Raw genomic sequence first — 21,272 nt, 5'->3', positions numbered from 1 at the left:
GGGCGCCGGTCGGGTGGAGTATGGCGGGGAGGCGGCGCGGGGATGGCATGACGACTGCCCCTGGAGCGCGCGGCGGGGCGGCGCGATGCGGTGCGGGCCGCCTTGGATGGACGTAGGCACAGGCAGATGCGGATGTGGCAGACGTGGCGGACGTGGGTGGTGGTGACGATGGTGGACGGTGGCGGTGGTGCTGGCGTGCCGGTGCGGTGCCCGGGTTGTCGGCGCGAGCATTTGTACGCGGCGCCGTCCCTTCCGTGCGTGTGCGGCGCCGCCGTCACCCCGCCGGTGACCCCCGGCGGACCGGCGACTCCGGTGGCCGACCGGAGCTGGGCGGAGGAGTGGGTAGCGGTCCGTTGCGGGGCCTGCGGCCGACAGGGCCAGTGGCCGCGGCCTGAGCTGGACTGCGAGTGCGGGGCGGTTCTGCGTGTACCGGTGGTTCCGGGAGTGACGGCGCCGGGGCCTGGGGGACGGGCGGCGCCCGGGGTGCGGGGAGGGGCGGCGCCGGGGTCGCAGGGGCGGTCGGCGCGAGACGCCCCGGTTCCCCCGCAGTGCCGGCCCGGCGAAGCTCCTGCCGCTCCTGCCCCCGCCCACATCCCGCAACCCGACGAAGCCCCTCCCACCCCTGCCCACATCCCGCCGTCCCGTACCGCGCCGCGTCCCCGCCCCGCCTTTCGGCCGGTGACTATCCGGGATGGGCGTGACGCCGTGACCGTGGCCGCGCTGTATCTGCGGTGGCTCGGGTACCGCAATACCCGCAGCGCCGCCCGCCGCCCGCCCTCGGGGGCGCGGATCACCGCGTGCGGGATGCTCGCCCAGGTCGACCCGGGCGCGAGGCGCACCACCGTGCGCGACGTCGAATGCCTGTGGCTGACGGCCATGACCAGCACCGCCGATACCACCGACACCACCGACACAACCCCCGTCAGCTGCGCCTTCTTCTCCCTCGCCGGGTACACGGACCAGGCCCGCGCCCGCGCGGACTCGCTCGGCATGCCGCTGTTCACCATGGACGCCACCGGCACGCCCCAGCCGGTCAACGGCGCGGCGGAAGAACTCGTCGCGACCGGCGCCTGAGGCGGGCCGCGGACCGCACTACGTACGCATGTTCGATTAAGGGGAGTACGCTGGGTCGCATGGCACGGCACCAGCTCCAAGGCTCACTCTTCGACCAGAGCGACGACACACACCTGCGCTCCCTGGACGGAATCCGCAGGACAGTCCTCGGCGACGGAGCGTGGATCGACCTGCTGCCGGGCTGGCTCACCGGTGCCGACGCCCTGTTCGAACACCTCGCCACGGACGTCCCGTGGCAGGCCGAGCGCCGGCAGATGTACGAGAGGGTCGTGGACGTACCGCGCCTGCTCGCCTTCTACCGCTCCGGTGACCCCCTGCCGCACCCCGTGCTCGACGAGGCACGCCGCGCGCTCTCCGCGTATTACGCCGCCGAACTCGGCGAGGAGTTCACGACGGCCGGCCTGTGTCACTACCGCGACGGGCGCGACAGCGTGGCGTGGCACGGCGACCGCATCGGCCGGGGCGACCGCGAGGACACGATGGTCGCCATCCTCTCCGTAGGAGCACCTCGCGACCTGCTGCTGCGCCCGCGCCGCGGCGGTGAGGTGGTCCGCCACCCGCTCGGGCACGGCGACCTGATCGTGATGGGCGGCTCCTGCCAGCGCACCTGGGAGCACGCCGTCCCCAAGTCGACCCGGGCCACCGGGGGACGCATCAGCATCCAGTTCCGCCCGCGCGGAGTGCGCTGACAGATCTCCGGTGCAGCAGATGACGTACGAGGGCCAGCGCGGCCAGCACCGCCACGAGCCCGCAGACTCCCGGCCAGCCGAAGGCGCCGTAGGCGCGCGCCCCGAGCCAGGAGCCGACGCTTCCGCCGAGGTAGGCGCACGTCATGTACGCCGTGTTGAGCCGGGAGCGCGCCTCGTCGCTCAGCGCGAAGATCCGCACCTGGTTGGCGACCATGCCCGACTGCATCGCGACGTCGAGCACCAGTGACCCCACGGCGAGCGCGATGAGCCCCGCCGCCCCACCGAGGTCACCGAGAACAAGCAGCCCAGCGGCCACCAGGACGGCGACGATGCATACGAGGTTGACCGCGTCGGACCCCCGCCGGTCCACCTGGCGTCCCGCTACCGGCGTACAGATCATGGTCCCGGCGTTGACGAGGGCGAGCAGGCCGACCGCGGAGGCGCCCAGCCCGTACGTGGGGCCCGTCAGCAGCAGCGCGACGCCGGTCCACAGCGCGGAGAACCCGCCGAAGAGCATCGCCTGGTAGAAACCGGAGCGCCGCAGCTCCGGCTCGGTGCGGAGCAGTCCGAGCGACTCGCCGAGCAGCGCGGGGTAGCTCTGCCGGGAGGGGGCGGTCGTCTTCGGCAGGGCGCGGGAGAGGACGAGCGCGATGAGCAGCGCGATGGCCGCCGTCGTCAGATACGGGGCACGCCAGCCCAGCCACTCCCCGAGGCTTCCGCCGAAGGCGCGGGACAGCAGCATGCCGCCGATCGAGCCGCTCAGCAGGGTGCCGGTGACGGCGCCGCGCCGGTCGTCGGGGACGAGCCCCGCCGCCATGGGCGCGATGATCGGCGCGATCACTGTGGTGACGCCGACGAGACCGCTCGCGACGACGAGCGGCACCAGGCCTGGCGCGAGCCCCGCACCGAGCAGCCCGAGCCCGGCCGACGAGAGCAGCGCGACGATGAGCCGCCGGTAGGGGATACGGTCACCGAGCGGTACGAGGAGAAAGATCCCGCCCGCGTAACCGAACTGGGTCGCCGTCACCACCAGGGCGGCGGTATCGGCCGATACATGCAGCCCCTCACCGACCAACGGGCTGACAGCCTGCGGAAAGTACACGTTCCCGACAGCTACCCCACACACGACGGCTAGCAGCAGAACCATGCCGCGCCCCAGAGCGGGCGGCGCGGAAGGAATCTCGGCGGTCGGCCCCGTCTCCGCGGGCCGCACGCCGCGGCCGGTCGCTTTCTCGATCACCGGCACACGATCCCCGTGCGATCCGCCGCGGCACAACCGGTTTTGGCCGGAGCGCGCACGCTTGGCGCCGCCCGTCCTGACGGCGACGGGGCATACTCGTCCCATGCTGATCCGCCCCGCCACCGCCTCCGAACTCCCCCTCCTCCAGGACATCGAACGCGCCGCGGGCGAAGCCTTCCGTGGCCTCGGTATGGTTGCCATCGCGGATGATGAGCCGCCCGCCATCCCGGAGTTGGACCGTTTCCGCCGGGCGGGGCGGGCGTGGGTCGCCGTGGGTGAGGACGGCACCCCCGTCGCGTATCTGCTCAGCGAGCCCCTCCGCGAGGCGACGGACGCAGGCGCGGGCACAGACGCGGGCACAGGCACAGACGCGGGCATGGGCACAGACGCGGGCATGGGCACGGGCACAGACGCGGGCACAGACGAGACCTGCCAGCACATCGAGCAAGTCTCCGTGCATCCCCGCGCCGCCCGCCACCGCATCGGCCGCGCCCTGATCGAGCACGCAGCCCGCCTGGCACGCGCCGAAGGCCGGACCGCGCTCACGCTGACGACGTTCACCGACGTCCCCTGGAACGCCCCGTACTACGCCCGCATCGGCTTCCACCCGCTCGCGGAGGCCCAACTCACCCCGGCCCTGAGGAAGATCCGCGCGCACGAGGCGGCGCTCGGCCTCGACCGGTGGCCCCGCCTCTGCATGCGCCGCCCCCTGACGCCGGACGTCACGGCGCCGGACGTCACTCCCCGTACCGCTCCCTGAGCTCCACCTTCCGTACCTTGCCCGAGACCGTCATCGGAAACGACTCCAGGATCCGCAGCGCGGCCGGCACCTTGTAGTGGGCCAACTGCCCCTCGCAGTAGGCCTGTAGCTCCTCCAGCGTCAGATCGTCGTCACGCCCCCGCAGGATCACGCACGCGATCGGAACCTCCCCGTACCGTTCATCAGGGACCCCCACCACCTGCACGTCGGCGATCTTCGGATGGCCGTACAGGAACTCCTCGATCTCGCGGGGGTAGATGTTCTCGCCGCCCCTGATGATCATGTCCTTGATGCGGCCGACGATCCGGACGTAGCCGTCCTCCCGCATGACCGCCAGGTCCCCCGTGTGCATCCAGCGCCCGGAGTCGATGACCTCGGCGGTCCGCTCGGGCTCGTCCCAGTAGCCGAGCATCACGCTGTAGCCGCGCGTGCACAGCTCGCCGGAGGCGCCGCGCGGCAGGGTCACGCCGGTCGCCGGGTCGACGACTTTCACCTCGATGTGCGGCAGGACGCGGCCCACCGTGCCCGTGCGCCGCTCCAGGTCGTCGTCGCGGCGCGTCTGCGTGGAGACGGGCGACGTCTCCGTCATGCCGTAGCAGATGGAGACCTCCTCCATGTGCATCTCGGCGACCACCCGCTTCATCACCTCGACGGGGCAGGGCGAGCCCGCCATGATGCCGGTGCGCAGCGAACTCAGGTCGTACGTCGGGAAGTCGGGGAGGTTCAGCTCCGCGATGAACATCGTCGGCACCCCGTACAGCGACGTGCACCGCTCGCGCTCGACGGCGTGCAGCGTGGCGGCGGGGTCGAAGGACGGCGCGGGGATGACGATGCACGCGCCGTGCGAGGTGATGCCGAGGTTTCCCATGACCATGCCGAAGCAGTGGTAGAAGGGAACGGGCAGGCAGACCCGGTCGTGTTCGGTGTAGCCGACCGTACGGCCCACCCAGTAGCCGTTGTTGAGGATGTTGTGGTGGGAGAGCGTGGCCCCCTTGGGGAAGCCGGTGGTGCCCGAGGTGTACTGGATATTCACCGGGTCGTCGCAGTTCAACTCCGCCTCGCGACAGAGCAGTTCCTCCGGGCTCACCGATGCGGCCACGTCGAGCAGCGCGTCCCACGTTCCGTCCCCGATGTAGTGGACGGCGCGCAGTTCGGGGCAGCGGGGCCGCACCTCGTCGACGAGCGCGCGGTAGTCGCTGCTCTTGTGGGCCTGCGAGGCGACCAGGACGGAGACCCCCGCCTGTTTCAGTACGAACTCCAACTCATGCGCTCTATAGGCCGGGTTGACGTTCACCATGATCGCGCCGATGCGCGCGGTGGCGTACTGCACGAGCACCCACTCGGCACAGTTCACCGCCCAGATCCCGACCCGGTCCCCCTTGGCGACGCCCGCGCCCATGAAGCCGCGCGCCAACCGCTCGACGGCGGCGCCGAATGCGGCGTACGTCCAGCGGGCACCCGCGGCGACGTCCACAAGGGCGTCGTGGTCGGGCCAGGCCGCGACGGCCCGGTCGAGGTTCCGGCCGATGGTGTCACCGAGCAGGGGCGTGCCGCTGGTCCCGTGCGCGTACGAGAGTTCACTCACCGGACGTCCTCCTCGCGGTACTCCCCGCCCGAGCCGGGCCGGTACTCCCCGCCCAAGCCGGGCCGTTCGATTTCAGGCAGCATGCCACTCAGCATGGCACTCAACACGCCGCTCAACAGGCACTCACTCGAAGCAATCGAGTTGAAGCATTCAGGCCCACCCTCCCCCTCGCGCCCATCACAATGTGCGCATGGGTGATGACTGGAAGCGACAACTCAATCAGCTTCACGCCGGCTTGTTGCGCCGCGACGATCCCGCCGAGATGGTGACCGAGGCCGACGCCGTCGAGGCGTCGTACCGCTATCCGAATCTCGCCGTGCGAGGACCCGTCTTCGGGCTCGCCATACAGGATCCCGCCGCCGGGCCGCAATGGCGGCTGCTGAAGCCGGTCGTGGACGGCATGGCCCAACAGGCGCGGGACGCGCTGAACTCGCTGCTGTGGTTCAAGGCCAAGGACGACACCGACGACCCCGCCGTGCGCCGCGATCTGCTGGCGGCGGTCGCGATCCTCGAACAGGAGCCGGTCGACGAGCTGGAGGTCCTGGGCGTGCGCTACCGCGTGGTGCGGGGCGACGAGTTCGCGCGTACCGGCCCCGACGGCCTGGAGCCGCCCCGGGCGACGGACCGGGAACCGGCCGACCGGTCGTGGGCCCGACGGCCCGACCGCCCGTCCCCGGACCTCGGTTTCGTCCTGGACCCCGACGCCGACCGGGCCGGCCTGATGTCGAGTGCCCTGAAGATGGGACTGCGGGAGTTCGCGTACACCGGGTCGCGGTTCCCCGCCGACGTACGAGCCGACTCCGAGCGCGCCGTCACCACCCATCCCGGCATCGTCCTGCTGCCCGTCGGCTTCGGCGTGGCCGAGCGCGGCGCGAAGGGGTGGAAGCCGCGGACCACCCTGATGCCCACCCCGCACGACGCCCGTCAGGTGCTGTACGACGGCATGACGGAATCCTGGCCGCTGCTCTACGAATTCGACGAGCGGGAGAAGGCCGCGCACGCGCGGGCCGCCGAGAAGTTCAAGGCCGCCCGCCACGCCAACGAAGTCCGCGTGGGTGACAGCCTGTACAGGATCTGCCGCACCGAACGGCTGGTCCGCGTCGGCCCCGACGGCCCGGAGCGGCCCCGCCCCTCGGACCTGGACTCGTACGGCCCCATGAAGATGCATCCCACCATGGACGAGGACGGCACGCTCCACTACGACGACTGAACCCCGGCCCGGCCGCCTCGCCTCACCTCACCGCATCTGCCGGCGCACCAGTTCACGCAGATGCCCGCCCACGTCCGCCAACAGCTGACCGGGCGGGCCCTGTTCGACGATCCGGCCCTCCGACATGACGACGACCCGGTCCGCGTCCATGACGGTGGAGAGGCGGTGGGCGATCACGACGCGGGTGGCGTTGAGGGCGCGGGTGCTGTCGATGACCGTGCGCTGCGTCTCGTTGTCCAGGGCGCTCGTCGCCTCGTCGAAGAAGAGGACGCGGGGGCGGAGGATCAGGGCCTGGGCGATCATCAGGCGCTGGCGCTGCCCGCCGGAGACCGCTCCGCCACCGGAGATCATCGTGTGCAGGCCCATCGGCATGCGCTTGATGTCCTCGGCGAGGCCCGCCATCGCCGCCGCCTCCCACGCCTCCTCCTGCGTGAACGACTCGGCGCCGCAGATGCACTCCAGGATGGAGCCGGTGAGCGGCTGGGCGTTCTGCAGGACCACCCCGCACTGGCGGCGTACGGCCGCCTGGTCGAGGGCGGAGAGGTCCTGACCGTCGTAGAGCACGCTGCCCGAGACCGGTTCGTCGAAGCCGATCAGGAGGCGGAGCAGCGTCGACTTGCCGCAGCCGCTCGGGCCGACGACGGCCACGAACTCGCCGGGGCGGACCGAGAGGGACACGTCGTCCAGGACCAGCGGGCCGTCGTCCGTGTAGCGGAAGGACAGGCCGCGCGCCTCGATACCGCCCTGGAGCTCGCCCGGCTGTGTGCTCCCGGCGCGCACCTCCGGCGCCTCGTCCAGGACCGGCTTGATCTGCTCGAACATCGGGAGCACCGAGGCCGCCGAGACCAGCGCGCCGGTGAGCTGCGTGACGGAGGTCAGGAGCATCGTCACGGCGGTGCTGAAGGTGAGGAACTCGCCCGCGGTCAGGCTGCCGCGGGCCGGGCCCGCGAGGAGGACGAACATGATGAGGGTGCAGAGCGGCAGGTAGATGGCGTTCAGGACCGTCGTGGTGTTCTTGATGCGGCCCGCCCGCCGCTGCAGCTCCCTGCTGCGTGCGAACTCCCCCGCCCATGCCGCGTACGCGAAGCTCTCCGCCCCGGCCACGCGGAGTTTGGGCAGGCCGCGCAGGGTGTGGAACGCCTGGTTGTTGAGCTTGTTGCCGAGCTCGACCAGGCGCCGCTGCCAGCGCAGTTCCCACAGGCCGAGGGCGAGGAACACGGCGGCGATGACGGCCAGCATCGCCAGCGCGGCGAGGGCCAGGGGCACGCTGTAGAGAAGCAGGAGGACGAGGTTCATGGCGCCGACCGTGCCCGACTGGAGGGCGACGGGGCCGATGCCCGACAGGACGCGGCGGATGGCGCTGACTCCCATGGCCGCGCTCGCCAGTTCGCCGGTGGAGCGGGCGGCGAAGAAGCGGGTGGGCAACCCCAACAGGCGGTCCCAGACGGCCGGTTGGAGCGCGCTCTCCATACGGCCCTCCATCCGCAGGATGGTGAGGTTCTGGAGCAGCATGAACGCCGCGGAGACGATGCTGGTGACCATGACGGCCAGGGACACCTGGACGATGAGGCTCTTCTCGGCGTTCGGCACGTACACGCCGAGGACCTGTCCCGTGGCGATCGGCACGAGAGCGCCGATCACGACCGTCATAAGGCCCGCGAGCACGAGGTTGCGTACGTCGCCGCCGGTGCCCCGCAGACTGAAGCGGAACAGCCGCCAAGGCGTCAACCTCCCCTCGGGGAGCGGACGGTAGAACATGACGGCCCGCGGCTCGAACTCGTCCGCGTTGGTCTTGTCGACGCGGACGCGCCGTCCGGACGTGGGGTGCACCGACTCGTAGCCGCCGCGCCGCCACAGCAGCGCGACCGGTGTGCCGCTCGCGGCGCGGTGCCCCACCAGCGGGCCCGTGTTCTCGCGCCACCAGCGGCCGTCGAGCCGGACGGCGCGGGTACGGATGCGCGAAGCCACCGCGATCCGCTCCACCGGATCGATCCGGTCGCTCACCACGCCGCTCCCTGGGCCACCGCCCATGTCACTCCTCGCGCCGCTCCTCGTGCCGCCTTCCGTCGCACCGGACAGCGTGATGCCCGCCGCGTCGGCGACCAGTCGGCAGGCCGCGTACGTGGCGTCGGCACCGCTCCGGGAATCGATACGGCGCGAACCATCCCCCCGTGTACGGCCGATGGAGGCGATCAGAGCGCGGTCGGCCTGCTCGCGGACGTTCTCGCCCGCCTTGATGCCGGCCGCCGTGCGGTCCTCGTGGGCGCGCTCCAGACGTTCGATCCACCGGTCGAGAGTCGAGAGCAGCCGGTGCTGCTGGTTGACCATGCGCTGCCACATCGCGGCGTCCACGAGCAGATCGCCCGCGGCCTCCGCGCTGTAGGCGGCCCCGTACTGCACGCTGCCCGGCGCGACCGGCATCCAGAGGATGTCGTCGTCGGTCACCACGTCGTCGCCCATGGTGCGGCTGTCGAGCGGCGCCTCGAACAGCACCTGGTGACCGCGTCCGATACCGAGCGCGAAGGCGTGCTCCAGAAGGCTCAGGGCCGCGTCCTGCGTGTCGTACCCCATGTCGTACGGCGTGGGGTACTGCTGCTCGTACGACCATGTGTCGCCGTAGTCGGGGCGGTACAGCTCGCGCAGCGGGACGCGGCGCAGCTCGCAGCCCTGGAGGGGGCGTCCGACGAGGGTGTGCTGGGGGCCTTCGACGGGGCCGAGGAGCAGGGTGCCCGGTTCGAGGCGGCCGAGGTAGTGCCAGTGGCCCTGCTGCGCGGCGTCGACCGCGAACAGGTCGAGGGCGCCGGCCACGACGAGCCACAGCACCTGCGGGCCCTCCAGGTGCACGCTGCGCAGGCCGGTGCAGTCGGCCGGTGTGCCGAGCGCGCCGAAGGCGGCGGCGACCGTGTCGTGCGCGGGGACGTACTGCTCCTGGGTCACCTCAGTGCTCCTTGACCAGGTCGGCGTAGGGACCGCCGGCGGCGACGAGGTGCTCGTGGCGTCCGCGTTCCACGATCCGGCCGTGGTCGAGTACGACGATCTCGTCGCTGTCGCGCACGGTGCTCAGGCGGTGGGCGATGACGACACAGGCACAGCCGCGGCGGCGCAGATTGTCGATGATGACCTGCTCGGTCCCGGCGTCCAGGGCGCTGGTCACCTCGTCGAGCACGAGGACGCTGGGGCGGCGGACGAGGGCCCGCGCGATCTCCAGGCGCTGGCGCTGCCCGCCGGAGAAGTTGCGCCCGTCCTGCTCGACGCGGCCGTGGATGCCGCCGGGCCTGCGGGCGACGACCTCGTACAGACAGGCGTCCTTGAGGGCGGCGGTGACGGCGTCGTCCGGGATGGAGGGGTCCCACAGGGCGACGTTGTCACGGATCGTGCCCTCGAAGAGGAAGACGTCCTGGTCGACGAAGGAGACGGAGGCGGCGAGCGCGCCGCGCGGGATGTCCTCCAGACGCTGCCCGTCGATGCGGATCGTGCCCTCCCACGGGCTGTAGAGGCCCGAGATCAGCCGGGAGACGGTCGACTTCCCGCTGCCGGACCCGCCGACGAGCGCGACCTGCTGTCCCGGCCCGACCGACAGGGAGAAGCCGGTCAGGAGCGGCTTGTCGAGGGGGCTGTAGCCGAAGGTGATGTCGTCGAGGGTGACGTGGCCCTTGAGGCGGCGGGTGCCGGCGGCCGGTTCGGGGCGTGAGTAGAGCGTGTCGACGGGGAAGTTCTCCACGTCCTTGAGGCGGGCGACGTCGGCGGCGAAGTCCTGGATGCGGCCCGCGACGCCGTTCAGGCGGGTGATCGGCGCGGTGAAGCGGGTGACGAGGGCCTGGAAGGCGACGAGCAGCCCGATCGACAGATGCCCCTCGACGGCGCGCAGGCCGCCGATCCACAGGATCAGCGCGCTGTTGAGGGTCGCCAGCGTCGGCGCGACGACACCGAGCCAGGCGCTCGGCACCCCGAGGCGCTGCTGCTCCTCCAGGGTGGTGGCGTGCTGGCCCGCCCAGCGCCGGAAGTAGCCGCTCTCGCCACCGGTGGCCTTCATGGTCTCGATCAACTGCAGGCCGGTGTACGAGGTGTTGGTGAGCCTGGCGCTGTCGGCGCGCAGCTTCTGGGTGCCGGTGGCGCGCAGCCGGATGACGACGCGCATCGCCACGATGTTGAGCAGGGCGATGCCGACGCCGACGAGGGTGAGCTGCGGATCGTACGTCCACAGCAGGGCCGCGTAGAGGAGGACGACGACGCCGTCGACCCCGGCGGCCGTGAGGTCGCGGGCCAGGGTCTCGGCGACGGCGTCGTTGGACGCGAGGCGCTGCACGAGGTCGGCGGGGCTGCGCTGGGCGTAGAACGTGACGGGCAGGCGCAGCAGATGGCGCAGGAAGCGGGCGCTGCCGAGGGTGGAGGAGATGATGCGGCCGCGCAGCAGGTTGGCCTGTTGCAGCCAGGTCAGCACGACGGTGAGCGCGACCATCGCACCCATCGAGGCGAACAGCGCGCCGAGCAGGGAGGCCTGATGGCCGATCAGGAACAGGTCGATGTACGTCCGGCTGAGCGCGGGCAGCGCCGCGCCGACCGCGACGAGCAGCAGACTGGCCAGCAGGGCCGCGAGCATCGTGCCCGTGGTGCCGCGCAGCCGCGCGGGGAGGGCTGTGAGGACGCCGGGCTTGCGGCCTCCGGGGCGGAAGTCCTCCCCCGGTTCGAGGACCAGGACGACCCCGGTGAAGCTGGTGTCGAAGTCCTCCGAGTGCACGAAGCGGCGACCCTTGTCCGGGTCGTTGATGTACACGCCCCGGCGGCCGAGGCGGCGCCCCGCGCCGTCGTAGACGACGTAGTGGTTGAACTCCCAGAAGAGGATCGCGGGCGCCTCGACCTCGGCGAGCGCGGCAGGCTCCATCTGCATGCCCTTGGCCGTCAGGCCGTAACTCCTCGCCGCCTTCAGGACGTTGCTGGCCCGCGAACCGTCACGGGAGACGCCGCACGCGATGCGCAGCTCCTCCAGTGGGACGTGCCGTCCGTGGTGGGCGAGGACCATGGCGAGGGCGGCGGCGCCGCACTCCACGGCCTCCATCTGCAGAACGGTGGGCGTACGGACGGCCCTTTGCCGCTTGCTCTTCGGCGCGGGACGCCGCGCCTGACGGCGGCGGCCGCGCTGTGGGGGTTCGGGGCGGTGCCTGCGACGGCCGCCGGGGGGTGGCAGCTGGTTCTGGTGCGCCGGGGAGGGGTTCGGACGCGGGTTCGGGTGTGGTGCGGTCACGGAAGCAGCCAATCGATCGGGCGCTGCTCGGCGAGGTGGAAGGCGCCGGTGGCCGGGGTCATGGAGTCGAGCGCGAAGGGCGGGCCTCCGGCGGTCGACCACGCGTAACCGGACTTGGTGGCGGAGGACTTTTCGAGTCGTACGAGGACGGCGACGGGCGGTCCGTCCTCCGTGAACCGTCCGGCCAGTTCCTTGTCGCCCAGGAAGCCCGTGATCTTCTGCCGGGTCTGCGCGGCCCGCCCGATCGCCTTCACGCGGCCGCGCAGCGTCCCGTACTCCCGCGTGGGCACGGACTGGACGGTGAGGTCCACCGAGGCGCCGACGGGGACGGTGGCCGCGCTGTCGGCGGGTACGTAGAGCATCGCGAGGAGCGGGTCGTCGGTGCCCGCCACGCGCTCCAGGGTCGCGACGTCGGCGCCGGTGGTGACGACGGCGCCGATCCTGGCGACGAGGCTGGTCACGCGGCCGGCGGCGATCGCGCGTACGACCTTGCCGCCCCGCTCCGTACGGACTTCGAGCACGGGCGCGCCCGCGGTGAGGCGCTCGCCCTCCTCGGCGAGGACGCCGGTCACCTGTCCGGTGACGGGGCTCTGGAGGACGTAACTGCCCTGGCCATGCGTGAGGATGCCGGGCGCGCGGAGCGTCGAGGAGACCGAGCCGGTCACGGCCCAGATGCCCGCGGCGGCCATGACGACGAGGGTGACGGCGAGGACGAGGAGGCCCTGGGGGCGGGCGTAGCGCACCGGCAGGTCGAGTTCCTCGGGCGACTGCAGCTTGGACAGGGCCTGTTGGCGGAACTGCACGGGCTTTCCTTACTGGGCCTGGGCCTGTGGCTTTGCCGGTGGCGTCCGTGAGCCCCGGAACCAGTGGTTCCGGGGCTCACGGATCATGCGTCTCGGTGAGCTGAGGCTCAGAGACCGGCGGTCAGGCCCGAGGCCAGGCCCGTGACGACGCCGGTGTTCACGCCGGTGGCGCTCTCGGCGGTGCCGACGACGCCGGCCACGACGCCGGAGACCGGGCCGATGGAGTCAACGGTGCTGGTGACGTTGCCCGTGACCTGGCCGACGAGGCCGCCGGAGACGTTGTCGAGGTCGGCGTCGGAGATTTCGAGGGTCTCGACCTGGGGGGTGTTGTTCATGTGTGAGCTGCCCTTCTCATGAATGTCGCAAAGGTGTTTTCAACACGGCGGAACACGAACGGAACACGACGGAACACGACGGAACGCGATGGAACCCGACGGAACCTGATGCGTGAATTCCGCGTCGGCCAGGATCAAAGCACGTTCGCAGCTCGTACATCCAATCGACGAAGCGCCGGTCGGGCACCGTTGCGGCATCGAATCACCGCTGCGTGCAGGCGGTTTCACCGCGCGACGGCAGCTCCTTCACAACATTCACAGAAGGAAATCAGGGGCGCGACGTTACTCCCTTCAACAAATCGGACACTTTCGCGTCGAGGAGCACGTTCCGTGGCCGTTGCACGGGAATTCACGCGGAGTGTGTGCCGAATGGCGTGACCGGACTGCGTATTCGATGTGCAGGTTTATTGGAGGCGTTGGCGGCGTTGGCGGCGTTGGCGGCATTGGCGGCATTGGCGGCATTGGATTGGAGGCATGGGAGGCGTCGTCAGTTCACGCCCCGGTCGCGCCCCGCCCAGTACGGCTCCCGCAACTTGAACTTCTGCACCTTGCCCGTGGCGGTGCGCGGGATGGCGTCGCGGAACTCGACGCTCGTCGGCGCCTTGTACCCGGCCATCCGCTGCTTGCAGTGGGCGATGATGTCCGCCTCCCGCGCCGTCGCCCCCTCCGCGAGGACCACCAGGGCCTTGATCGTCTCGCCCCACTTCTCGTCCGGCACCCCGATGACGGCGACCTCGGCGACCGCCGGATGGCTGAAGACGGTGTCCTCCACCTCGATCGACGAGACGTTCTCACCGCCCGTGATGATCACGTCCTTCTTCCGGTCGGAGATGGTCAGATGGCCGTCGGCCTCGTCGAAGGTGCCGCCGTCGCCGGTGTGGAACCAGCCGTCCTCCAGCGCCGCCTCCGTCTCCTGCGGCTTCTCCCAGTAGCTTTCGAGTACGACGTTGGAGCGGGCCAGTACCTCGCCCGCGTCGGAGACCTTCAGCTTGACCCCGAGCGCGGGCAGCCCGGCGCGGGAGAGCTTGCGGGCCCGCTCCTCGGCGGGCAGCGCCACGTCGGCGGGCGCGGCGCGGTTGAAGGTGAGCAGCGGGGACGTCTCGGTGAGCCCGTAGATCTGGGTGAACTCCCAGCCCAGCTCCGCCTCCACGCGCTGGATCATCCTGCTCGGCGGCGGGGCGCCGGCGCAGACGATCCGCACCCGGTCGCGGCCCGGCACCTCACCGCGCCAGGCCGCCGCCGCGTCCAGCACCGCGTTCCACACGGCGGGCGCGCCACACATGAGCGTGACGCCGTGCTCCTCCACCCGGCGCAGGATCTCCGCGCCGTCGACCTTGCGCAGCACCACCTGCTTCACACCAAGCCCGGCCATCACGAACGGCATGCCCCAGCCGTTGCAGTGGAACATCGGCAGCGTGTGCATGTAGACGTCCCGCTCCCACACACGGGTGTGGAGACCGAAGGTCAGCCCGTTGACCCAGATGTTGCGGTGGGTCAGCTGAACCCCCTTGGGGCGAGCGGTGGTCCCGGACGTGTAGTTGATGGTGGCGGTGGCGTCCTCGTCGGGGTTCGCCCAGGGGCGTGGTTCGACGCCGAAGCGCATCAGCTCGGCGTCGGTCCGCTCGCCGAGCACGAAGCGGTGACGTGCCTTGACGCCCGACAGCGCGTCGTCCAGTTCCGGGTCCACGAGCAGGACGGAGGCGCCGCTCTGCCGTACGACGTACTCGACCTCCTCCGGCTTGAGCCGGAAGTTGACGGGCACACAGATCCGGCCGCTCATCGGCACAGCGAACAGCAGCTCCAGGAGCCGGGCGGAATTATGGCTGACCACCGCCACGCGCTCCCCCTCCCCGACCCCCAGCGCGTCGAGCCCGGCCTGCCAGGCCCGGACCCGCTCGCCGAGACGCCCGTACGTCGACTCGGGAACGACGGGAGCGGGTTGGAGCGGCTCGTCGATCACGCCGGGGCTGGAAGCGAAACCCAGCTCCGCCCGGTCGAGGAAGTCCGTGACGGTCATCGGTGTCCGCATCGCTCTCTCTCCTGACATCTGGAACCACGGTTGTAGTTCGCGATGCGGGTCTCTCTACCCCTGCCACGCCGTGGCGTCACGCGCCGGCGCGGGGCCAGACGTCGACGACGGGGCCGAAGCGAATGTCGTACGAGGACGAGGTCTCGGCGATCCGCGTGAGCATCCGCGGCCTCCCGCGTCAGCTCCTCCCGCTCGGCACGGCCAGGCTTCCCGAACGGCTCGATGGTGAGTACGGCCCCGCCGCCCCCGCCGCCCTCCTCCAACCGCCACACACCGGCGAGGAACCCGTCCAGGAGGAAGACGCAGTAGGCGTAATTCCCCTTCCACGTACGCCCCTTGTAGGCGACGGGCACGACACGGGACCGGTCCGCGTGCGAGAGCAGAAGGTTGTCGTACTCGGGGAGGAAGCGGGGCGGAGCCGGGGTGTCCGCGTCGGGGCGCGGCGCGTCGGGCAGGTCGAACAGTTCGACGCCGTTCCCGTCGCGGAACGTCCGCAGCCGGGGACGCAGCCGCTCGAAGACCTCCCGCATCCGGGTGAGCCGCGCCCAGGTCCGCATGTCCTTGACGGAGGCGGGCCCGAAGGCGGCGAGATAGCGCAGGACGGCGGCGTCGGGCGCGGGCGTGGGCACGGCCGTTCGCGCGGACGCCGACAAGGGCGGTGGCTCGGACGGCGACTCGGAAGGCGGCTCGGCGGTGTCGCCGCGCGCGTCGGGCGTGGGCGTCAGCGTTCGCACGGCCGTTCGCGCGGACGCCGGTACGGGCGGCGGCTCGGCGGTGTCGCCGCGCCCAGCCACTGCTCGACGGTGGTGAGCGCGACCTGTCCGCCGCGTCGCCACAGGCCGCGCGGGGTCACCTGGACGAGCGGCAGCACGCAGCGGACGGCGATCGCGAGCGACTGCGGGTCGGCACCGGGCCACCGGACGAGCAGCACCTCGCGGAGCTGTCTCATCGTGCGGGGCTCCGCCTCGACGGCCTCGCGGCCTATCCGGGCGAGTTCCCGGAGGTCGACGCCGACGAGGCCGTCGCGGAACACTCCCAGCTCGCGTTCGAGCGCGTCCTGCACGAAGGGCCGCAGCGTCCGGGCGTCGTCGGCGGTGTGGAGATGGATGGTGGAGCGCATCGTGACCATACGGACCAGTTCGCGGGCTTCGAGCAGCGCGGAGAGCCCGGCCGGTTCGAAGTCCTCCAGGCGCGCGGCGAGGGCGTAGTAGGGCGGTTTGACGTTCTGCGCCTGCAGGCCGACGACATGGGCGACGGCGTCCTTGACGGAGAGATCGCGGGAGCGGCGCGGAAGGAGCTGCCGATCGAGCGTGGCACGGTTGAGCGCGTGCGTCCCCAGCACGGGGCCGGTGCCTCTCAGGGCCCTGGTCGTCTTGGTCATGGATGCACGCCAGCGGGGCTTGCGGACACGTGCGGTCCGCGATGGGCGGGGTACGCGAGACCGAACCCCGCCACACACCCCCCGCCGACACGCGGCCCCGGCGGAGCCTGCGCGCGGTGAACGCCGGCGCGGCACAGCGCAGCCGCTGCGGAGAACTCGTACAGCAGCAGCACGGCCGGCGCAGCGACTTGCGGGCTGAAATCCGTCGCGATACAACAACCGCCGGTTGTAGGGCAGTTGGCTGGTACGGCGCGGTTCGGCGGGCCCTGTCCGTCCGTCACCCTATGCTGTGCCCTCCACATGAGCCTCGTCACGCCGATTCCCCCGCGGCCGAGGCGAACCTGAGCGTGGAGGAACGTCATGAGTACCGCCCACGTACCGCCGCCGCCCCCGCCGACCACTCCACCGCCACAGGTCGTCGCCCCGTACGCGAGTGAGGCCACCCGCCTGCTCTGCGCGGGGACGTATCTGGAGGCGGAGTACAGGGACCGAGTCATCGACGAGCTGTACCTCATGGACCATCGGGTCGCGGCGCCTTCCCTCGGGTTCGATGCCGCCCGGGTCCTCGCCCACGCCCTGCGTGCCCGTCAGGTCGAGCTGGCCTGGGCCTGGAGTGTGCTGGGGCTGCTGGCGGTCGGAGCTGTGGCGTCCGGTTCGTGGTTGCTGATCCTGGTGATCCCCGGACTGCTGCTGACTCTCGGACGCCGAATACGGGGCGCTTCCGCGGACCCACCGGGGCGTCGTCGCCTGCCCTCCTTCTTGCTCCGCTGGTTCGGGCGACTTCTCCTCGCCTACCTCGTGATCACGAGTCTGGTCATCGGCTTCGGAGGGGCCGACGAAGGCAGCGCGTTCGGCGGCATGTTGGCTTCTGTACGTGACTCCCTGCCCAAGATCTTGAAGTTCCTGCTGCCGGAGAGCGGAGTCAGCGCGCCGGAGGCGTGGCTCGCGCTGGCCACTCTGCTCGCGATGGCGGGGTGTGTCGCCGGGCAGCAGGTGCATTTCACCCGCGTGCTGCGGGGCGAGCTGTCCCCGCGGCACTTCCCGGACGCGGCCAACGACCCGGCCGAGCGGATCGGCGATCGCCGGTTGCAGTTGCTCAAGTACCGCATCCGGCTTGAGCAGCACGCCCCCCTGATCATGTACGACGAGGCGCATCCGTTCTGTGGTGCCGGCACCGCGCACGACACCTGGGTCCTCGCGGTCGAGCTGCGGCCGGATCCGGCGAAGGAGAGGCAGCCGATCGGGAACGGTACGGTCCTTGCCGCGATACGTCCGTTCCTCGAGCAGTTGCGCGAAGTGCCCGAGTCGTCCGAGCGGGGGGGCCGGGTCGTAAGGGACCGGCTGCGCCAGCTGCAGATCGACGAGTGCGTGTTCCTTCCGGCGGACGGCCTGCCGCGCCGTGAGGACGCGCCGTACGACCAGTACTCGTTCAATCTGCACCGAACGCATGCGATCGAGGAGGGCGGCGAGAAGCGCCGGCACTTCCTGCGGATCAGGGTGGGCGGCTGGGAGGAGGAACTGGTCGTGACGGTCTTCGTACGTGTCCACACACAAGGCCGGATGCTGATGCTGGAGGTGGCCCCGCATGTTCTGTTCCCCGTGCGTGCGGACTTCAAGGACGCCGATCACCAGGCCTACAGGTTCGCCGACCTGAACGCCTTCGGCAAGGCGGTCCACATCCTCACCCGCACGGCCGGCGCGCCCGGACAGGCCCTCGCCACGCTCACCCGTCGCGCCGCCCGTGGCTGGAGCCGGCTCATCGGTGATTTCGGCGGTGGGCCGCCCGAAGGCCCGGCAGTCTCGGTACGCGAACTCGCCGCGGAGCCGGGCGGTTCGCTCTTCCAGTCCATGGATGTCGACCGCTACCTGAGGAGCGTGCAGGACCGCATCGCGTACGGCGTGAAGGGAGCGCTCGCGGAAGCCGGTTACCAGACGGACGAGTTCATCCAGAAGGTCGTCCACATCAGCAACGGCGGCGTCAACATCGAGTCGGTGGACGGCAGCACGTTCGCCATCGGCAACCACGCCCGGGCCACCGCCACGCGAGCCGCCACCACGGCCACGCGAGCCGCCACGACGAACGGCGGGCAGACACCGCCGCAGGGAGGACCCGTCCGAAATGACCAGTGAAGAGCCTCAGCCCCACGTCCGCATCGGCGATGTGTCCGGCAGCACGTTCGCCATCGGCAGCCACGCGGACGCCAGGAGCTACCACGGGACCGCTCCGTCGTACGACGACGGCACCGAACGGCTGCTCGCCGCCCTCCGGGAGCTGAGAGCCGACCTGTCCAGGACGCGGGCGACCGAACAGACCGCGGAGCTCGACGGGGCCCTGGCCGACGCCGAGGACGAGATCACCCGCACCGGGAGCGCGGGCGACAGCCGCCTGCGGCGCCTGCGCGAACTCCTCGCCGACGCGGCCTCCCTGACCACCGTGCTGACCTCGGCGGGAACCGTCGCCGGTCTGCTTGGCATGTGACAGCCGGGGCTACCTGTCGCGGGTCATGACGTTGTTGACGGCCGGCTCTGATCGCGGCGTTGTCGGGTCAGCTCGTGGCACGAGTCGTGACTTCTTGACCTTGTTGCCGCAGGTGTTCATGGAGCACCAACGGCGGTTGGCTCCGCGGCTGGTGTCGAGATGGAGCCCCGCGCATCCGGGGCCTTCGCAGTTCTTGATGCGGCCGCGGTCAGGGCCCCCGAGGATGTGGATGGCATCCGTGGCCAGGACGCCGAGGGCGTCACCGACAGGGGCCGTGTCCGTCAGATGCCATTTCGCGCGACCATGTTCCAGCGCAGCCTTCGCGTGTCCAGTGGCAGCGACCGTGTTGAGAGTGCGGACATCCTTGGAGTCCGACTGTTCACCTGCGGCGATCGCCGACCCGATTCGGTAGATCGCCTCGCGCAGTTCGACGGCGTCCTCCAGATCGGTCGGCGACACGTCTGTGACGTCGAGCCCTGCGGCCCGCAGCCACATCTTCAGTCGTGCGGGGTCAGTCAGCCGCTCTCTCGGCTGCGCGCCGGCTCTGTCGCTGACGGTGGCGGTGAATCGGAACGCCAGGACCTCGTTGTCCATCCGGAACACCCGCCGTACATCTTCGGTCACTTCCAACCTCCGCAGTGCGACAACACCTGTCGAACCGTCTTGGACGGTTCGACAGGATGGTAGCCCCATGACATCCTTGAACCATCTCAGGCGGTTCAGCAGAAGGGGCGGGCTCTACATGTGCAGCATCGCGGTCATCGGTATGGGCGCGATGGGCAGACCCATCGCACGCAACCTCTTGAAGGCCGGTCACGACGTCGTGGTGTGGAACCGCACCGACGCACATGCGGAGCAACTCGTTGCGGCGGGTGCCCGTCGTGCCGCCTCCATCTCGGAGGCCATGCGCTCACCGGTGGTCTTCTCGGTCCTGTCCGATGACCGGGCCGTCGCCGAGACGTTCATCGACTCCGGCGTCCTCTCCCGGATCCCAGGCGGGTCTGTTCACGTCAACCTCGCCACGGTGAGCGCCGGCCTGGCTCGCCGGGTCGGCGCAGCGCACGCTGAGTCTGGTGTCGGGTACGTCGCAGCACCGGTCTTCGGCCGTGTTCCGATCGCCGAAGCCGGGGCACTCAACATCCTTGCGGCCGGTGAGGACAAGCTGATCGACCGCGTGCAGCCGTTCTTCGACGTAATCGGCTCGCGGACGTGGCGACTCGGCGATCGTCCGGAGCAGGCCAACATCGTGAAGATCCTCGGGAACTACCTGATCGCCTGCGCGATTCAGTCACTGGGCGAGGCTGTCAGCCTGGCGGAAGGCGCCGGTGTCGACTCTGGGCAGCTCGTCGAACTGCTGACCTCAACACTCTTCCCGGGTGCCGTCTACGCGGGCTACGGGTCGATGATCGCCGAACGGATCTACCAGCCGGCCGGCTTCACGACAGTCCTGGGCCGCAAGGACCTCCACCTCGCGCTCGATGCGGCCATCGACCACAACATGCCGCTCCCGATCGGTCAGTTGCTGCGGGCTGTCTTCGATCAGGCCATCGCCGACGGTCGCGGGGCGGATGACTGGGCGGTCATCGCGGAACAGCAACCGAGGTGACCACCGCCCCCACACTTGCTGAAGTCCGTGGACGAGAAGCCGCTGCTGCTTGCTCGGTGGACCGAGACGCCGGTGGGAACGGCGCTCGCGGGGGCGCGGGTGGTGACAGACTCCCCGCGGCAGACAAGGGAGGCTCCATGGGTTTCGGTTTCCGCGTCGGTGTGCCCGGACTGAGTGTGCGTGTCTCGACAAGGGGCGTGCGGACGTCCGTCGGGCCACGGGTGGCACGCGTGAACATGGGCGGCGGGCGGACGACACTCTCGTCGTGAATGGGGCCCCTCTATGCCTCTACCGCACTGAGCAGCGGGCGCCGCCGGACCCGGCCATCACGCACTTACGGGAACTGCGGCAGCAGATGACCAGCGTGCACCTGCAGTCCTTCTCCCCTGCGCACCCACCGGCGGTACCCGGGTCCCCGCAGCTGGGGCTGCCCTGGGCACTGGCCGAGGCCAGGGCGTTCCACCTGGCGGGTCTCGGTATGTTCGCCCGCGCCGAGCGCGCCGGGCTCCGTGATGTCCGTGGTGATGCGGCAGCACGACATCGACTCTCTGCCGGACCAGACTCCCGGGGTCACCTCCAGCGGGCGCCCCGCGCTGAAGACGCTGACCAAACGGGACCGGGCCCTGTGGTGGCTGACGGCCATGGGGTCCAATGTCATCGGCACCCTCAAGGAGGGCTTCGCCGTCGCACCGGGGATCACCGCGATCGACCTCGCGGTGATCACGCGCATACCGGCCACCCAGCGGCTGTGGTTCGTGGCGTACGGCCGATGGACCCGCCAGGCCATCGAGTCAGGCCCCTGGCAGCAGCCCGAGGACGCACTGCGGTTCCTCGACATA

15 protein-coding genes and 1 pseudogene are annotated in these 21,272 nt (G+C 70.8%); 7 read left to right on the top strand and 9 right to left on the bottom strand.

Annotated features, from left to right (window positions below):
* The first annotated feature begins 168 nt into the window (after window positions 1-168).
* Window positions 169-1,074 carry a hypothetical protein gene (locus ACWDZ7_RS23205; protein ID WP_451799496.1) on the top strand — a complete coding sequence of 302 codons (906 nt, stop codon included), beginning with the start codon at window positions 169-171 and terminating at the stop codon, window positions 1,072-1,074.
* A gap of 59 nt (window positions 1,075-1,133) precedes the next feature.
* Complete coding sequence (locus ACWDZ7_RS23200) at window positions 1,134-1,763, top strand: alpha-ketoglutarate-dependent dioxygenase AlkB (protein ID WP_451799405.1); 630 nt, start codon at window positions 1,134-1,136, stop codon at window positions 1,761-1,763.
* On the opposite strand, the gene ACWDZ7_RS23195 is transcribed toward ACWDZ7_RS23200, so the two are convergent.
* Window positions 1,729-3,003 (bottom strand): MFS transporter, encoded by a 1,275-nt coding sequence (locus ACWDZ7_RS23195; RefSeq protein ID WP_451799403.1) that lies wholly within the window; start codon window positions 3,001-3,003, stop codon window positions 1,729-1,731. The two genes, ACWDZ7_RS23200 and ACWDZ7_RS23195, sit on opposite strands and share 35 nt — an antisense overlap.
* Window positions 3,004-3,106: 103 nt before the next feature.
* Between ACWDZ7_RS23195 and ACWDZ7_RS23190 the strand changes: the two genes are divergently transcribed.
* Entirely contained in the window at window positions 3,107-3,763 is a 657-nt protein-coding gene (locus ACWDZ7_RS23190; protein WP_451799401.1) for a GNAT family N-acetyltransferase, read from the top strand.
* Here ACWDZ7_RS23190 and ACWDZ7_RS23185 read toward each other — a convergent pair.
* Entirely contained in the window at window positions 3,741-5,348 is a 1,608-nt protein-coding gene (locus ACWDZ7_RS23185; RefSeq protein WP_451799400.1) for an AMP-binding protein, read from the bottom strand. The two genes, ACWDZ7_RS23190 and ACWDZ7_RS23185, sit on opposite strands and share 23 nt — an antisense overlap.
* 190 nt (window positions 5,349-5,538) lie before the next feature.
* On the opposite strand from ACWDZ7_RS23185, the gene ACWDZ7_RS23180 reads away from it, so the two are divergent.
* Entirely contained in the window at window positions 5,539-6,558 is a 1,020-nt protein-coding gene (locus ACWDZ7_RS23180; protein WP_451799398.1) for a DUF5954 family protein, read from the top strand.
* A 27-nt stretch (window positions 6,559-6,585) separates the two neighbouring features.
* Here ACWDZ7_RS23180 and ACWDZ7_RS23175 read toward each other — a convergent pair whose 3' ends face one another.
* From ACWDZ7_RS23175 to ACWDZ7_RS23150, 6 genes and pseudogenes are all read right to left on the bottom strand, one after another.
* On the bottom strand, window positions 6,586-9,495 hold the full coding sequence (locus ACWDZ7_RS23175) for an NHLP bacteriocin export ABC transporter permease/ATPase subunit (RefSeq protein ID WP_451799397.1): 2,910 nt from the start codon (window positions 9,493-9,495) through the stop codon (window positions 6,586-6,588).
* A gap of 1 nt (window position 9,496) precedes the next feature.
* Window positions 9,497-11,800, bottom strand: a complete 2,304-nt coding sequence (locus ACWDZ7_RS23170) for an NHLP family bacteriocin export ABC transporter peptidase/permease/ATPase subunit (protein WP_451799396.1) — start codon at window positions 11,798-11,800, stop codon at window positions 9,497-9,499.
* Window positions 11,797-12,603: an HlyD family efflux transporter periplasmic adaptor subunit gene (locus tag ACWDZ7_RS23165; protein WP_451799394.1), complete on the bottom strand. Its 807-nt coding sequence runs from the start codon at window positions 12,601-12,603 to the stop codon at window positions 11,797-11,799. Before ACWDZ7_RS23165 ends, ACWDZ7_RS23170 begins: the two co-directional genes overlap by 4 nt.
* A gap of 107 nt (window positions 12,604-12,710) precedes the next feature.
* The gene (locus tag ACWDZ7_RS23160) at window positions 12,711-12,938 is read right to left on the bottom strand and encodes a type A2 lantipeptide (RefSeq protein ID WP_451799393.1); all 228 of its coding nucleotides are present in this window, start codon (window positions 12,936-12,938) and stop codon (window positions 12,711-12,713) included.
* 487 nt (window positions 12,939-13,425) lie between these two features.
* Window positions 13,426-14,967, bottom strand: a complete 1,542-nt coding sequence (locus ACWDZ7_RS23155) for an AMP-binding protein (RefSeq protein WP_451799392.1) — start codon at window positions 14,965-14,967, stop codon at window positions 13,426-13,428.
* A gap of 76 nt (window positions 14,968-15,043) precedes the next feature.
* A pseudogene (locus ACWDZ7_RS23150) lies at window positions 15,044-16,348 on the bottom strand (winged helix DNA-binding domain-containing protein).
* Between the two features lie 360 nt (window positions 16,349-16,708).
* On the opposite strand from ACWDZ7_RS23150, the gene ACWDZ7_RS23145 reads away from it, so the two are divergent.
* The gene (locus ACWDZ7_RS23145) at window positions 16,709-18,478 is read left to right on the top strand and encodes a hypothetical protein (protein ID WP_451799391.1); all 1,770 of its coding nucleotides are present in this window, start codon (window positions 16,709-16,711) and stop codon (window positions 18,476-18,478) included.
* On the top strand, window positions 18,468-18,827 hold the full coding sequence (locus tag ACWDZ7_RS23140) for a hypothetical protein (RefSeq protein ID WP_451799390.1): 360 nt from the start codon (window positions 18,468-18,470) through the stop codon (window positions 18,825-18,827). Before ACWDZ7_RS23145 ends, ACWDZ7_RS23140 begins: the two co-directional genes overlap by 11 nt.
* A gap of 9 nt (window positions 18,828-18,836) precedes the next feature.
* Here ACWDZ7_RS23140 and ACWDZ7_RS23135 read toward each other — a convergent pair whose 3' ends face one another.
* Window positions 18,837-19,421: a CGNR zinc finger domain-containing protein gene (locus tag ACWDZ7_RS23135; protein WP_451799389.1), complete on the bottom strand. Its 585-nt coding sequence runs from the start codon at window positions 19,419-19,421 to the stop codon at window positions 18,837-18,839.
* Window positions 19,422-19,569: 148 nt separating this feature from the next.
* Here ACWDZ7_RS23135 and ACWDZ7_RS23130 point away from each other — a divergent pair, with 148 nt between their 5' ends.
* Window positions 19,570-20,433: an NAD(P)-dependent oxidoreductase gene (locus tag ACWDZ7_RS23130; RefSeq protein ID WP_451799388.1), complete on the top strand. Its 864-nt coding sequence runs from the start codon at window positions 19,570-19,572 to the stop codon at window positions 20,431-20,433.
* Window positions 20,434-21,272 lie beyond the last annotated feature (839 nt).

This window comes from Streptomyces sp. NPDC003032, assembly GCF_053591415.1.
This window is presented reverse-complemented; position numbering and strand designations above follow the sequence as displayed.

Excerpts from the sequence above, each read along its gene's own strand:
- ACWDZ7_RS23205 (WP_451799496.1), top strand. The coding sequence starts at position 169 with ATGGTGGACGGTGGCGGTGGTGCTGGCGTGCCGGTGCGGTGCCCGGGT.
- ACWDZ7_RS23200 (WP_451799405.1), top strand. The coding sequence starts at position 1,134 with ATGGCACGGCACCAGCTCCAAGGCTCACTCTTCGACCAGAGCGACGAC.
- ACWDZ7_RS23145 (WP_451799391.1), top strand. The coding sequence starts at position 16,709 with ATGAGTACCGCCCACGTACCGCCGCCGCCCCCGCCGACCACTCCACCG.
- ACWDZ7_RS23140 (WP_451799390.1), top strand. The coding sequence starts at position 18,468 with ATGACCAGTGAAGAGCCTCAGCCCCACGTCCGCATCGGCGATGTGTCC.
- ACWDZ7_RS23155 (WP_451799392.1), bottom strand. The coding sequence starts at position 14,967 with ATGCGGACACCGATGACCGTCACGGACTTCCTCGACCGGGCGGAGCTG.
- ACWDZ7_RS23180 (WP_451799398.1), top strand. The coding sequence starts at position 5,539 with ATGGGTGATGACTGGAAGCGACAACTCAATCAGCTTCACGCCGGCTTG.
- ACWDZ7_RS23160 (WP_451799393.1), bottom strand. The coding sequence starts at position 12,938 with ATGAACAACACCCCCCAGGTCGAGACCCTCGAAATCTCCGACGCCGAC.
- ACWDZ7_RS23135 (WP_451799389.1), bottom strand. The coding sequence starts at position 19,421 with ATGGACAACGAGGTCCTGGCGTTCCGATTCACCGCCACCGTCAGCGAC.
- ACWDZ7_RS23130 (WP_451799388.1), top strand. The coding sequence starts at position 19,570 with ATGTGCAGCATCGCGGTCATCGGTATGGGCGCGATGGGCAGACCCATC.
- ACWDZ7_RS23190 (WP_451799401.1), top strand. The coding sequence starts at position 3,107 with ATGCTGATCCGCCCCGCCACCGCCTCCGAACTCCCCCTCCTCCAGGAC.